Source organism: Bradyrhizobium sp. SZCCHNS1050 (assembly GCF_032484785.1).
Lineage (GTDB): Bacteria > Pseudomonadota > Alphaproteobacteria > Rhizobiales > Xanthobacteraceae > Bradyrhizobium.
On record NZ_JAUETR010000001.1, the window covers coordinates 4,624,978 to 4,637,614 of the forward strand.

Consider the following 12,637-nt stretch of genomic DNA (forward strand, 5'->3'; position numbering starts at 1 on the left):
CGGGCCGGGGCGCATGGAGTGTCGCCCTTGTGTGGCGGCATGACGACCGTTTGTCCAGCCCGCCGCACCCGATTGCGCTCGGCGGCAGCGCCGGTCAGACGTGCGGCCCCAGCATGGCAATGTAGAACAAGTCCTCGCTCGAGAGCTCGGCGGACCGCCTCGGAAGAACGGCCGCGTTTCGTCCCGTCGTCCTCTGCTCCGCCATGCGCTCGGAACGGAAGGTGCCGAGCCAGCCCCCAAACCACGAGACGTAGCGCATGAGATCCTCCGGAGCTGCTGTAGCCACTCGACTATCACGCGGCAGAATTGCGCGGACAAGGTCCGGTCATGCTGTCGCGCGACTTTGGCAAATCATGCTCGCTGCAACGCGTCGTCGGCAAATTCCTTTCCCGCCGCGTCCCGCTCGCACGCATCGGTTTCTCCACCGGATGCGTCAACGTCGCCATTCCGGCCCATCAGGTCGTCATGCCAATGGGTACGGAACGCCATCCAAGAGGCGTGATCCTGAAAGGCGACCTCGGCGAACCACTCGACCGTGACGGCGCCGCTCGGCCAATAGCGTTCCTGGTCATGCCAGCACACCACCGGCCAGCGCGGATTGCGATAGGAGCGGCCGGTCTCGTCATGCAGCGACGGCCGGCCGAGGTGATCGATCAGCCACGCCATCACCTCGGGCAGGAACGTGGCGGCAAACGACACGCCATGGCGGCCGAGCCGCTGCGGCATGCGCATGACGCGCTGATCGATGATGGCGAAGGCCGGCGGCACGGCACCGACGTTGAACTGCCGAATCATCAGCAAGCGGAAGCCGCAGCCGCAGAGCTCGGCGGGAACGGCGTGAATCGCGGTCGGCTGTAGCGGAGCCGTGATGTTCATCCCAGTGCTCCCCGCGCCTGGCCGAGCGTGAGGTCGATGGCGTGCTGCAACGCTGTGCGCGTCGGCACATCGCTGCGTTTTAGATAGGCGGTCAGAACGCGTGCCATCCCTGTCTCCCGTCGGCATCTGCACATTGCTGGTCGCAGCCGTCGCAGATCGCCTTGCGTGGAGACGGACATCCGGTCCGAATCCGACGCGACGAAAATCAACAATCTCCGACATTGCTGCCGGTCAGGGAGGACACATCAAGTTTCGTGCCAGATGCGGCGGTCAGTGGAGGCGATGGCCGTCGGCGTCGTCTTCCGGCGTTGCGAGCTGCGCGATCGGGCTGGATTGGTGGTGGATCATCCGCCAGGCGCCGTCGATGCGCGCGAAGTGATTGGCCGCGGCGAGCGCCGCGCCGTCCACCAGCTCGATGCAGAGCACGTGACCATGATCGCCGTCGACGATCGCGTGCGGATCCGCGCAGACGATGTTCGGCCGACCCGGGTTGGCGAGGATGTCGCGCCAGCTGCCGATCACGGCGGCGCGGCCGACGATCGCCGGCCAGCCGGGATGAATGCAGGAGATGCCGTCGCGATCGGCCCAGAGGGCGACGAGCGCCGCGAAATCACCGTCCGTGAAGGCGGCATAGAAGGCCGCATTGGCGGCCAGGATCTCGCGGTCATCGCTCATTGTGATGGCGTGAGCCAAGCCGGTGCGAAAATCAAGCAATGTTTGGAAACGCACATCCGCGCGCCTGCAAAAACTTGCAAGCTTTTTGCAGGACGCGGTCGAGACGCGATCGCAACGCTTCAGCCGAGGTCCTGCCATGCTCGAAACGGCCATTGTCGGAGGTGGATTGTGCGGAATGGCACTCGCGCGCAGCCTGCAGCAGCGCGGCAGCACGTTCGCTTTGTTCGAAGCCCGACATCGCCTGGGCGGACGGGTGCTGTCGGCCAGGAGCAAGGCGGGGCTTGCGCTTGACCTCGGCCCGACCTGGTTCTGGCCGGACACCCAGCCGCTGCTCGCCGGCCTGGTCGCGGAGCTCGGCCTGTCCGACTTTGCCCAGCACGATGACGGCACGGTTCTCCATCTGGAAGAGGCGGACAAGCCGGCCGAGCAGATCAGCGGGCCGCCGGTCCACCAGGGCGCGCGTCGGCTCTCCGGCGGCATGACGAAATTGATCGAGGCGCTGGCGCGCGATCTGCCGCAGCCCTTCATCCATCTCGGCCATGAGCTGATGCGTATCGTCGATTGCGGCACGCATGTGCGGCTGATCTTCGCCACAGCAACGGAATCGGTCGCGATCGAGGCCAGGCGCGCCGTGCTCGCGCTGCCGCCGCGGCTGCTGATCGACCACGTCGGCTTCTTTCCCGCGTTGGACGACGCGACCTTCGAGGCGATGCGTGGCGCCGAGACCTGGATGGCGGCACAGGCCAAGGTCGTGATCGCCTACGACCAGGCGCATTGGCGCGACCAGGGCCGGTCCGGCAATGCATTCGTCAGCCACGAGCAGGCCGTGATCGGCGAGACCTTCGATGCCTGCGATGCCGGCGGCGACCGCGCAGCGCTCGGCGGCTTCCTTGCGTTCCCGCCCGATCTGCGCGCGACCTTCAGCGTCGGGCTGCCGTTGCTGATGGACAGCCAGATGGTGCAACTGTTCGGCTCCGCGCTGGAAGGCGGTGAGCAGCACTATCAGGACTGGGCGGCCGAGCGCTTCACCTGCAGCGCATTGGATCGCACCACGCCGCGCGGCGAGCACAGCGAGATCGCCAATCCGATGCTGCGGCGGGCGCTATGGGACGGGCGGTTGCATCTCGGTGGCGCCGAAACCGCAAGCCACGCGGCCGGCTATCTCGAAGGTGCCCTGAACGCCGCCAGGCGCATCGAGCGTGCGATGGCCCGGAGCATGGGCGAGATCGCCGGGCGGCGGCCGGCCGTGGCGATCGGCGACGGGCTGTCGGGCAACGCTGCGAGCCTCGCCTGGTTCGGCGCCTGGGTCGCCGCGCAGCGTGATGCCGCGTTCGACGATTATCGGCAGCGGCTCAACCGCAGCCTCGCCACGCAGCAGCGCGAACAACTGACGCAGCTCGCTCTTCTCGGGGCCACCGAGCAGGTGTTCGCTGCGGCGCTGCAGGTGCTGGACGCACTTGCCTTCGACATGCGCGACGTCGCCGTCGAACGCGGTCGCTCCGCCCTGATGCCCGAGATCCAGAAGCCGTTTCGCGATGTCATGCAGTCGCTGCTCGACGACGCCGTCGCGTTCAACCGCACCTCCTGCGCGCTGTCGAACTTTCCGTTCGAGCACAAGCCGTCGAAGGATTATCTGCAGACGATCCTGCGCGACATCGCCGCCGCCTGGCAGGAGTTCTCGCTCGCCGCGAACCGTCTGCTGCTGACGAAGGCGGAAGCGGCGATGCGCCCGCCGACGAGAGTGTCGTCGTGAGTCGGACGGCATCGAGGTGCGAACCATGAAGCTGCAGATCGAACGCACCACCATCGAGACGATGGCGGCGGCCTTTCCGCACCTTGCTCCGCTCATGGAGCAGTTGCGCTTCGGCGACAAGGTCGAGGTCAACCTCGCGCAGCTCGCGGGCGCCGAGCTCGACTTCCTGCGCGACAGCTACCGTGGAGCGGTGACCGATGTCCGGCGCCCGCCGTCGGCTATATCAGCCCCAGATGTGGTGCAATGCGTGGTGGTGATGATCGACGACGGTCGAAGAATGCGCCGCTGCCGTGGTGTGGGCGGGGGTCGAGTTGTGGGCGGCGGCCGTCGTGTTGTTGTGGTGATGGTGCGAAGAGCCTTGAGTGGTCGTCTTGGTGGTCGTCGATGTCGTATTGCCGGTGGCGTTGGTCGCGATCGTCGTCCCGGTCTTGGTCGTGGTTCCGCCGCTCGATGTCGCGGCCGTGGACGTGCTGGTACCGCCGGTGCCGTTTGCGATGTTCGGCGTGGCCGTGACCTTCGTCGTCCCCTGGGCGAGGCCGGCGACCGATGTCGCCTTGGAGACCGTCGTTGCCGATCCGACATAGGTCGCGCCGCCGATCGCGATGTTGTTGCCGCTGACGTCGTTCGCGTCGGCGACGAAGCCTTCGCCGGCAGCCGTCAGCATCGCGAGGTCCGAAGTGAGCGCCGCGCCGGTATCCCCGTTCAGGATGCCCTGCAGTCCTTTGATGGCGGTGGCGGAGTCCGCCTGCAGGGTGCCATTGTTGAGCTCGTTGTCGAAACGGCCCTGGAACACGGCCCCCTGGGCGGCATCGAAGCTGGCGCCGAAATTGTTGTAGTTCTCGATCTGCGTGATCAGCGCCTGGCTGGCCGTACCGCTGCCGTTCACGATCGCCATCAGTTGCGCGTTGATCGTGTTCGCCTCGGCGACGAAGGTGGCCCAGAAATTGGTTTGCGCCTGATTGTCTTGGAACCGCGTGACCGTGCCGGTGAGGCCGCCCGGATCCTCGGCGAAGCCGCCGGTGTGGCCCGGATTGCCGTTACCGCCGGCCGCGACGTTCAAAGCGGCGTCGTTCTGGACGATGTCGATGATGTCGAGCAGATTGTCCGCCGTGCCTCGCAGCGCGGTGGTGTTTCCGGTCGCGGCGGCGGCATCGTATTTCTCGAGCTGCAGTGTGACCTGATTCAGCACCGTCTGGAGGTGAAGCGTCGTGGCGGCTGCCGCGTTGGTGGTTTCTCCGGCTTCGATCTGCGCGAGCAGGGTCGCGTTGGCGAGGATGGCCGTGAGGCCCGATTGCACCGCCGACAGGTCGTTGGTCACTTGGGTCAGATTGGTCGCGTTGATGCCGCCGGAGATGACGCTCACTGCGGCATTGAAGACCTCGCCGACCACCTTCAGGCTGGTGCCCGCCGTCGCGGCCGCGAGCGTGGTCGGATCGTCTGCGCCTGCCGGCAGGTTCTGGAACGCAACGTCGGTCGCGCCGGTATTGGCGGTGAAGGTGACGTTGTTGAGTGCCGCCGACAGATGCGCGTCGTTGTTGATCTCCGACAGGATCTCGGTCTGCAACGCGTGGATGGTCTGCGACGCCGCCGACAATGTCGTCGCATTCGTGGTCTGCGCGGCCGCGGTCAGCAGCGTGCCGAGCTGGGTCTGGACGTTGGTCAGCGCGGCGATGTCTGTGGAGTTCAGCGCAAACGTCTCGCCACCGATCGTCACGTCGTTCGGGTTGGCCAGGATGGCCGCGATATCGTTCTGCACCGCATGGATGTCAGTGGTGTAGTTCGACAGGAAGGTGTTCGAATTGCCGCTGCCTTGACTGCCGGAATAGAGGCCGAGCGAGATGCGAACGGCGTCGTCGAAGACGACGCCGGCTTGAACCAGATCGGTCGACAGATTGAGCGCACTCGCTCGCGTGAGCAGGTTGGACGTGCCGTTGGCGAGCGCAGTCGCATTGAAGTTGGTGGCCATTCGATCGTCTCCTCACACTTTACTGCTGTCGCGGCATGACAATCCTGGTCGGCAATGCATCTGCGTTCGCCTGTATCGCTTCGATGCAGGTCGTCGGGATGGTGCATGTCGTGACGTGAGGAGCTTTGTAGTTACACAATCGGGCCGTCGGCCGCTGCAAAGTCGTCATCGAACGGGCAGCGGGCCGGCTTTCCAGTCTGTTTGTTTCTGTCTGGCGGAGGAGAAATATTCGTTGGGCGCGTGCGACGTTCTGCCGCATGCCTGATTGGGCGCTGCATCCTGCTCGTCGGTGAATAGAATCATTTGCAACTAACAGCGCCGCGCTTCGTGATGATGCGCGGCTGAAAGAATATAGCGTTGGCGTGCCCCGCCGCTGATGCCTCGTGACATGCCTGCGCTGAAGAGTGGCGCGCGACGGCTTGCAATATCTGCAGTTCGGATGTATGAGCGTCGCCCGTTTCAATACCCAAAGCGTTCAACGCGAGAGGCCATCAGCCATGTCAAGTCCACTGTGCGCGACACGATCCGTGCCGACGCCCGCAGTGCGTTCGGCTGACAGTCACTCCATCATGTTGAACGACCATGGCACAGTCATTGATGGCGCGCCGGCGGGAGGCCGAGCGCGCGCGGGTTGAAGCCTATCAGCTGACGCTGCGCCGCGCGGTGCGGCCGACGCGTTCGCCGCCGGATCTGCACAATGCGATCCGCGAGGCGCGGCGCGGCTTCGAGGCTGACATCATTCGCGATCCAGAAGGCTGGAAGCCCCAGTTGAAGACGCGCGACGCCGCGCGGCTGCGGCTGGCGGCTGCGCGTCATCTGTTTGGCCGCTATTCGGTGGCCCAGCACCTGGAGCTGATCTGGATCGATGACGGCGGGCTCGGCCGCGACGAGACGATCCTGCGCAAGCGCTGGTACATCGCGGTCGCCGGCGGCGGCTCGCTGTACAAGGCAGGCGCCTCGGCTTGGCTGTCGCGCAAGGAGGTTCACGCCTTTCTCCATCCGCTCGGGCAGGTCGGCTTCGACGAGGCGATATGGCAGGCGATCGCGCGGTCCTACACGAGCGATCCGGCGATCGTGTTGCGGATCGCCCGGTCCAGGATTGCGCGGACGCCGCGCGGCGAGATCGCGTTCTGGCGCGAGGCGGCGCAGTTCTTCTGCGCACATCCGACGACGGGCGAGGAGATCGACGATCTCTGCGACTACATCGCGCATCGTCGCCGGCGCCAGCGCCAGTTCAGCCTCAAGGGCCGCTCGCTGGCCGCGCTGCGCCGGCTGATGAACGCATGGCATCGTGATCTCGCGGTGATCGCGCGCATCGAGGCGGCGCGCCGGCGGGCCGAGATCGCCCGTGGCCGCATGGCGGCACGGACCGCGGAGCCAGCGCATTGGCCGGGGGCCGCGCTGACGGACTGGTCATGGAGCCCGTCGAAGGGCTCGGCCACGCGCGACGCGTATGTCATCATGCAGTTGCGGACCGCCGAGGATCTCGTCGCGGAGTCCAGGGCGATGCATCACTGTGTCGCGAGCTACGCGGACAAGTGCATTGCCGGCCACGCCTCGATCTGGTCGCTGCGCTATCGTCACGCCGGCAAGACGCAGCGGCTGCTGACGATCGAGCTCAACCCGCGGCACCGCGCGGTTCAGATCCGCGGCTTCGCCAACCGCGTCGCTAACGCGGACGAGCGCAAGGTCCTGGAGCGCTGGGCCAAGGCGCGCGGGATCGAGCTGCCGCAGACATGAGCTGCGTCGCCCCTGCCGGGCGACGCAGCTCGTACGTCGCCATCAATGTCCGTCGATCGCGGCCGCCTTGGCGCCGCCGGCGACGGAGTAGCGCATCGGGACCTTGCGGGTCTTCAAAAAGGCTTCCAGCGTCTCGCCGCGGAAGGCTGCGTAGACCTCCGGGTTGGAGACGCCGATCACCGCCGCCATCTTCTCCAGCACGAAGAAGCTGACCCCCCGCCTGATCATCTCGATCCAGCGGCGGTTGCGGATCAGGTCGCGCTCCTCGTCCGTGAGACCGTGCTCGTCCGCCAGCGCGTCGAATTCCGCAAGGAATCTCGCGCGATGCGCGGGGATCACGAGCCGGTGCAGGAAGTCGTTGATGCGGAAATTGGCCTGGCTGCGGCCATGGGTGAAGGGATAGGTGCCAGCCAGCGTCTCGGCGCCCGCGAGCTCATGTCCGATATGCGCGCGATAGGCCGCGACCTCCCGCGGGTCGGGCGCGCCGCCGAGATCGTCGAACACGAGGGTAGCGATGTTGGTCACCGACGGTGCGTAGGTCTGCCTGTGCACGAGCTTCACGTTCTCGGACAGCGCGCCGCGCATGATCAGCCACATGATCACCTCAGCGCCTTCCATGCCGCCCTTGATCGCATAGTCGGCGATCCGCATCGCAGTGAGCCGCTCCGGGTCCTTTTCCAGCAGATCGAGGAATTCGTTGTCCCAGTCCTCGTTGAGAAAGCCGGCGCGCTCGCCGTGAACCTGGTGCGACAGCCCGCCGGTGGCGAAGATCGCCACTTTCAGGTCTTCCGGATAGCTCTCGATCGCCTTGCGCAGGGTCTTGCCGAGCTTCCACATCCGCTTCGCATTGGGAATCGGCAGCTGCAGCACGCCGACCTGCAGCGGCACCACCATGCCCGGCCACGCGCCGCTGGCATCGCCCATCATCGACAGCGGCGACAGCAGGCCGTGATCGACCGGCTTGCCCTGGAAGAACGACATGTCGAACTCGTCCGCCATCATCGCCATCGCGATGTGCTGCGACAGGCCGAGATGGCCCTTCGCCGGCGGCACGTTGCGCGGTCCGCCGCCTTCGTCGGCGGCGACATAGCGGTCGTCAATGCCGAGCGCGAAGGCGGAGTAGTGATCGAAGAAGAACGAGGTGATGTGATCATTGTAGATCATGAACAGGACGTCGATGTCCTTCTGCTTCACCCAGTCGCGCACGACCGCGAAGCCGTCGAAGATCGGCTTCCAGGCCGGGTCGTTCTGCTTATTGGTGTCGCGTGCGAAGCCGATGGTGGGCGAGTGCGATGCGCCGATGCCGCCGATGATCCGGGCCATGTGTCCCTCCGCGAATGGGCCGCCGCTGACTGTCACTCGCGGCCGCGCCGGGACGGACCATACGAAGTTTCCCCTGCTAGACAATCATGCTAACGTGCACGGATCGTTTCTCTCGATGAACGAGCGGCTCTCGGATGAAATGGCGGATCGAGGACATTCCTGTTTTCCATGCGGTGGTGGCGACCGGCGGCATGACCGGCGCCTCGCGGTCCCTGGGCATGCCGAAATCCTCGGTCAGCAAATCGGTCGCCCGGCTTGAGCAGGATCTCGGCATCCGGCTGTTCGACCGCAACTCGCGGCGCGTCCGGGTGACCCGCGAGGGCGAGCTGTTCTTCCAGCAATGTCAGAAGATCCTGGATCAGGTCTCGGAGGCCGACGCGGTCATGACCGGGCTGGTCGGCGTGCCCAGCGGCCGGCTCTCGGTGGCGCTGCCGCCGGCGTTCTGCGAGGAGATCCTGGCGCCGCAGCTCGCCGAATTCCACCGCCGCTATCCGCGCATCGAGCTCGATGTCGAGGCAACCACGCGCGCGATCGACATGCTGGCCGACCGCTTCGACATCGCGGTCGTGGTCGGCGTGCAGGAGAATTCCGAGCTGGCGCAGAAGGTGCTGATCGGCGGCCGCCTGATCTGGGTGACCAGCCCCGCCTATCTCGCCGCGCACGACATCGGCGAGGACGTCCGCGCGCTGGAGCGCCATCTCATGATCTGCGAGCGGCGCTATGGCGATCGCACCCTGATGATCAAGCAGCACGGCCATCTCGTCCGCTTCGACGTCGGTGCGCATGTCGCCCGCATCAACAATCCGCTGGCGGTGCGCCGGGCCGTCGCCCACGGCGCCGGCATTTCCTTTCTGCCGGAGCACTATTGCGTCGAGTTGCTCGGCGAGGGCCGGCTGGTCGAGATCGGCAGGGGGGTCGCGTTCGACACCCGCGCCGCCCAGCTGACCGCGATCTTTCCGAGCCGCAAGCTGATCTCCTCGCGCGCCCGCGCCTTCCTCGACTTCCTCGAGGAGATCTGCGCCGCGTCCGCGCACACCCTGATCGGTCAGACCTGAGGTGCGCCGTCCGCCTGTCTCACGCAAGCCGATGGAATGACGGCGGCAATGGCTCTCGCACCAGCTCGCTCAGATTGAGCGTTTCACCGCTGTCGGCGATATCCGAGAACAGCACCTCGATGAAGGGATGCTGCCGGTTGGATGCGGCGCCGCGCCGATATTTCCTGCTCACGATCCGCTCGATCGCAGCAAGGTTCAATTGTCCCAGCGCATTGTATTGGACACGAAACAGGCTCTGCCGGCCGCCCGTGTGCTCGATCGACTCGGCCCAGATGTCCATCACCTTGCGGCTGACGAAGGCCTCGACGCCGACGGCGCCATCTTGGGCGAGCAGGCGCAATCCGTCCATCGTATGCGGCTGCTCATCGACGCGAAATTGGCTCAGCGACATCGGAGATCCCTTTCTGTTGCGTGCATCGGCGGTCTCACGGGAGAGTCGAGAACGGCGATCGGCGCATCGAACGTGTAGGAGAGCCCTGACGGCGCATAGGTCAACTGAACCTCGCCGCCGAGCTGCACGCCGAGCGTTTCGATCAGCCGGGTTCCGAAGCTTCGGCTGGCGGGCTGTTGAACGACCGGGCCGTGTCTTTCGGTCCAGGCGAAGCGGACCCGGCGTTGGTCGACGGTCCAAAGCAGATCGACGCGTCCTTCCGGCACGGACAGCGCGCCGAACTTCAGGGCGTTCGTGCATAGCTCGTTGAGCGTCATCGCGAGGGCGATGACGGCATCCGGCGTCACCAGCACGTCGGGTCCGGTGATCGCAAAGCGTGAGTCGTCGGGCGTGTCGAACGCCTGGACGGACGTACGGATCACCGTGCGGAGATCGCCGCTGGACAATTTCGCTTGCAGGAGGAGATCGTGTGCCCGTCCGAGGGCCAGGAGCCGCCCGGAGATGGCATGCTGTGCATCCTTGGTCGCCGGCACGTTGCGGAGGCTCTGGGAGACGATGGCGGTGACGGTCGCGAGCGTATTCTTGATGCGATGGTGCAGCTCCTCGAGAATGAGCTTTTGCAGCCTGCTCGCCGTCTCGCGTTCTCTCGCCTCGATTTCGGCCTGCTCGGACCGGGTCTTGGCATTGCTCTCGGCCTCGGCGAGCAGGCGCTTCAGCCCGATGATTTCCGTCAGCAGAAAGTCGGGATCCACGACCGTGCCGTGAGGAGGCTCTGTAGTGAGGTTGATCTCGAGCATTGGCTGACATGTCCTTGCACCGGATGCCGCCCTCGGCGGGCACGATGGTACGCAGGAGCAGGCCGCCCCAGCGTCACTTCGTTCGCGAACGGACACTTCCGTTGAAATGCCCGAGTATCTCGGCGGCGTTTGCGAGGATGGTCGCCTTCCTGATCGCGGCAGCGCGCTCGCCGCCTTGCTGCATCAGGCCCGCCGTCTCCAGCGCATTCTCCGCCCTGGTGGCGAGCGTCGCGTGCAGCGATGACCGCTCTCGCTTGGCCGGCTCGGAGGGCTTGTCGGGGTGAACTGGCGCAAGCGCCTCGCTGCGAACGGCGGCCACCGGATCAGAATCGCGGCGACGATCGGCAGCCCAAAGAATGGCGGCGCCAGGAGCGGTCGCACCAATTACGCGCGCACTGGACGTGGTGGTGTTCGAAGAGGTGTTCGAAGTTTTCGACATGCTGTCCGCCTTCTGGTCGCGGCGGGAGCGCATGGCTCTCAGTCACCGATGGCAGCCGGGGGACGCGCGGTGATCATCAACATATGGTGTGTGCGCGCGCAATAGCGAGGTCCAGCCGAATTTATTTGTCGTGAGGATCCGGTCGCCGCCATCGCCTGAAGCGAGAGCGAGTCTGGCCCTGCGGCTCATCCGACGTTCGTAGCATCGTTGCATCGACATGCGAACGTCGGACGCTTGGCTCATTTGTAGATCATTTGCAGTCCTGATCACGATGCCTTGGCATGAGTCAGACGTCGGACGTGTTATCGGCCGATTCCGACGCTCACGCCGGGCGCGTGGATGCCGATGCCGCCACGATCTTCATAGTCACGTCCTTCATAGCCGCGCCGCTCGTGCCGGCCATAGCCGTAGGCGCCGCGGTCTTCGCGGATGATGACACGGCGTTCGCGGCCTTGGCGCCAGCAGCGGCCGTTCTCGTTGCAGACCATGCGAACCTGCTGGATGCTGCTCTCCGGGAGGATCGATATTCCGGCCGTGAGCGGGGCAGCGGAGGCGGCTGCGGCCATCAATGTGCTCGCGGCGGCTGCGAGCGTGATCGTAAGAATCTTCATGGTCATGACATGACTCCGGGTGCGGGGATTGCGTCATGGAACCAATCTGCTGGCAATCCCATGGTTCCCCGGCGGTGGCATTTGTTTTGGCGTCGAACGGCTGCCTGTGCGGCGCTGTGGCGACATCGGACAGGACGCTGTTGGTCTCGAGCGGCACACGGACGGGCATGCCCGTCAGGTAACGACCCGCGCCGCTGATGACTTGGGCGAGGAAGCAGTTTAAGAAGCGCGGCTCTTGAATCCGCAGGGTCGGGCGAGGAGGCCGCGATGAATTTGCGCGAGCAGTGGGAAGCAGAGGCCGGCCGGTGGCTCGCCTGGGCGAGAGCGCCGGGTCACGACAGCTTCTGGCGCCACCATCGCGAGCAATTCAGCCGCTTGCTGCCGCCGCCCGGTGCGCTCACGCTCGACATCGGCTGCGGCGAGGGCAGGCTGTCGCGACATCTCGCCTCCGAAGGGCACAGAGTGGTCGGCGTCGATGCATCGCCGTCGTTGATCGCCGCGGCCCGGGCGGCCGATCCCACGATCGGCGTCGTGCGTGCCGACGCGGCCGCGCTGCCGCTGGCCGATGCATGCGCGGATCTCGCGATCGCCTTCATGTCGCTGCAGGACGTTGACGCGATGCCGGCCGCGGTGCGCGAGCTTGCGCGGGTTCTCAGGCGCGGCGGCCGCTTCTGCATGGCGATCGTCCACCCGCTCAACTCGGCCGGGCGGTTCGCGAGCCTGGCATCGGATGCGCCCTTCGTCATCCAGGGCAGCTATCTGGACTCCTACACCTTCAGCGACGCAATCGAGCGCGACGGGCTCAGCATGACCTTCCACAGCGCGCATCGCCCGCTGCAGAGCTATTTCGAAGCGCTGGAAGCGGAGGGATTCCTGATCGAGGCGCTGCGCGAGCCGTCCATTCCCGAAGCAATTATCACCCGCGACAGCAGCCGGCGCTGGCTGCGCGTGCCGCTATTCCTGCATCTGCGGTGCCTGCGCCCGTGACGCCGGAGCGCGGCGATGCTGCGC

At 65.9% G+C, this 12,637-nt stretch carries 12 protein-coding genes; 4 read left to right on the forward strand and 8 right to left on the reverse strand.

The window, feature by feature from the left end:
• Window positions 1–351: 351 nt before the first annotated feature.
• Window positions 352–870, reverse strand: coding sequence for a hypothetical protein (locus tag QX094_RS20875; protein ID WP_315718256.1), 519 nt, complete (start codon window positions 868–870; stop codon window positions 352–354).
• A gap of 276 nt (window positions 871–1,146) precedes the next feature.
• Window positions 1,147–1,551, reverse strand: a complete 405-nt coding sequence (locus QX094_RS20880) for a nuclear transport factor 2 family protein (protein WP_315718215.1) — start codon at window positions 1,549–1,551, stop codon at window positions 1,147–1,149.
• 136 nt (window positions 1,552–1,687) lie between these two features.
• Between QX094_RS20880 and QX094_RS20885 the strand changes: the two genes are divergently transcribed.
• Window positions 1,688–3,304 carry a flavin monoamine oxidase family protein gene (locus tag QX094_RS20885; RefSeq protein WP_316171577.1) on the forward strand — a complete coding sequence of 539 codons (1,617 nt, stop codon included), beginning with the start codon at window positions 1,688–1,690 and terminating at the stop codon, window positions 3,302–3,304.
• A gap of 223 nt (window positions 3,305–3,527) precedes the next feature.
• On the opposite strand, the gene QX094_RS20890 is transcribed toward QX094_RS20885, so the two are convergent.
• The gene (locus tag QX094_RS20890; RefSeq protein ID WP_315827035.1) at window positions 3,528–5,270 is read right to left on the reverse strand and encodes a hypothetical protein; all 1,743 of its coding nucleotides are present in this window, start codon (window positions 5,268–5,270) and stop codon (window positions 3,528–3,530) included.
• A gap of 582 nt (window positions 5,271–5,852) precedes the next feature.
• On the opposite strand from QX094_RS20890, the gene QX094_RS20895 reads away from it, so the two are divergent.
• Complete coding sequence (locus tag QX094_RS20895; RefSeq protein ID WP_315827034.1) at window positions 5,853–7,010, forward strand: PcfJ domain-containing protein; 1,158 nt, start codon at window positions 5,853–5,855, stop codon at window positions 7,008–7,010.
• A 42-nt stretch (window positions 7,011–7,052) separates the two neighbouring features.
• On the opposite strand, the gene QX094_RS20900 is transcribed toward QX094_RS20895, so the two are convergent.
• Complete coding sequence (locus tag QX094_RS20900; protein WP_316188104.1) at window positions 7,053–8,333, reverse strand: gallate dioxygenase; 1,281 nt, start codon at window positions 8,331–8,333, stop codon at window positions 7,053–7,055.
• Window positions 8,334–8,467: 134 nt separating this feature from the next.
• Between QX094_RS20900 and QX094_RS20905 the strand changes: the two genes are divergently transcribed.
• Window positions 8,468–9,388: a LysR family transcriptional regulator gene (locus QX094_RS20905; RefSeq protein WP_315750345.1), complete on the forward strand. Its 921-nt coding sequence runs from the start codon at window positions 8,468–8,470 to the stop codon at window positions 9,386–9,388.
• A 19-nt stretch (window positions 9,389–9,407) separates the two neighbouring features.
• On the opposite strand, the gene QX094_RS20910 is transcribed toward QX094_RS20905, so the two are convergent.
• The 4 genes from QX094_RS20910 to QX094_RS20925 form a co-directional block, all read right to left on the reverse strand.
• Complete coding sequence (locus QX094_RS20910) at window positions 9,408–9,779, reverse strand: signal transduction histidine kinase (protein WP_315750346.1); 372 nt, start codon at window positions 9,777–9,779, stop codon at window positions 9,408–9,410.
• Window positions 9,770–10,576 carry a sensor histidine kinase gene (locus QX094_RS20915; RefSeq protein WP_315718223.1) on the reverse strand — a complete coding sequence of 269 codons (807 nt, stop codon included), beginning with the start codon at window positions 10,574–10,576 and terminating at the stop codon, window positions 9,770–9,772. Before QX094_RS20915 ends, QX094_RS20910 begins: the two co-directional genes overlap by 10 nt.
• 73 nt (window positions 10,577–10,649) lie before the next feature.
• Window positions 10,650–11,048: a hypothetical protein gene (locus QX094_RS20920; RefSeq protein ID WP_315827032.1), complete on the reverse strand. Its 399-nt coding sequence runs from the start codon at window positions 11,046–11,048 to the stop codon at window positions 10,650–10,652.
• Window positions 11,049–11,317: 269 nt separating this feature from the next.
• Complete coding sequence (locus QX094_RS20925; protein WP_315718257.1) at window positions 11,318–11,626, reverse strand: hypothetical protein; 309 nt, start codon at window positions 11,624–11,626, stop codon at window positions 11,318–11,320.
• A 267-nt stretch (window positions 11,627–11,893) separates the two neighbouring features.
• On the opposite strand from QX094_RS20925, the gene QX094_RS20930 reads away from it, so the two are divergent.
• Entirely contained in the window at window positions 11,894–12,613 is a 720-nt protein-coding gene (locus QX094_RS20930; protein WP_315718225.1) for a class I SAM-dependent methyltransferase, read from the forward strand.
• The last annotated feature ends 24 nt before the right edge of the window (window positions 12,614–12,637 follow it).

Bases quoted from the DNA above. Each gene is read 5' to 3' on its own strand.
- QX094_RS20890 (WP_315827035.1), bottom strand. From the start codon at position 5,270: ATGGCCACCAACTTCAATGCGACTGCGCTCGCCAACGGCACGTCCAAC.
- QX094_RS20900 (WP_316188104.1), bottom strand. From the start codon at position 8,333: ATGGCCCGGATCATCGGCGGCATCGGCGCATCGCACTCGCCCACCATC.
- QX094_RS20905 (WP_315750345.1), top strand. From the start codon at position 8,468: ATGAAATGGCGGATCGAGGACATTCCTGTTTTCCATGCGGTGGTGGCG.
- QX094_RS20885 (WP_316171577.1), top strand. From the start codon at position 1,688: ATGCTCGAAACGGCCATTGTCGGAGGTGGATTGTGCGGAATGGCACTC.
- QX094_RS20920 (WP_315827032.1), bottom strand. From the start codon at position 11,048: ATGCGCTCCCGCCGCGACCAGAAGGCGGACAGCATGTCGAAAACTTCG.
- QX094_RS20930 (WP_315718225.1), top strand. From the start codon at position 11,894: ATGAATTTGCGCGAGCAGTGGGAAGCAGAGGCCGGCCGGTGGCTCGCC.
- QX094_RS20880 (WP_315718215.1), bottom strand. From the start codon at position 1,551: ATGAGCGATGACCGCGAGATCCTGGCCGCCAATGCGGCCTTCTATGCC.
- QX094_RS20925 (WP_315718257.1), bottom strand. From the start codon at position 11,626: ATGAAGATTCTTACGATCACGCTCGCAGCCGCCGCGAGCACATTGATG.
- QX094_RS20910 (WP_315750346.1), bottom strand. From the start codon at position 9,779: ATGTCGCTGAGCCAATTTCGCGTCGATGAGCAGCCGCATACGATGGAC.
- QX094_RS20915 (WP_315718223.1), bottom strand. From the start codon at position 10,576: ATGCTCGAGATCAACCTCACTACAGAGCCTCCTCACGGCACGGTCGTG.
- QX094_RS20895 (WP_315827034.1), top strand. From the start codon at position 5,853: ATGGCACAGTCATTGATGGCGCGCCGGCGGGAGGCCGAGCGCGCGCGG.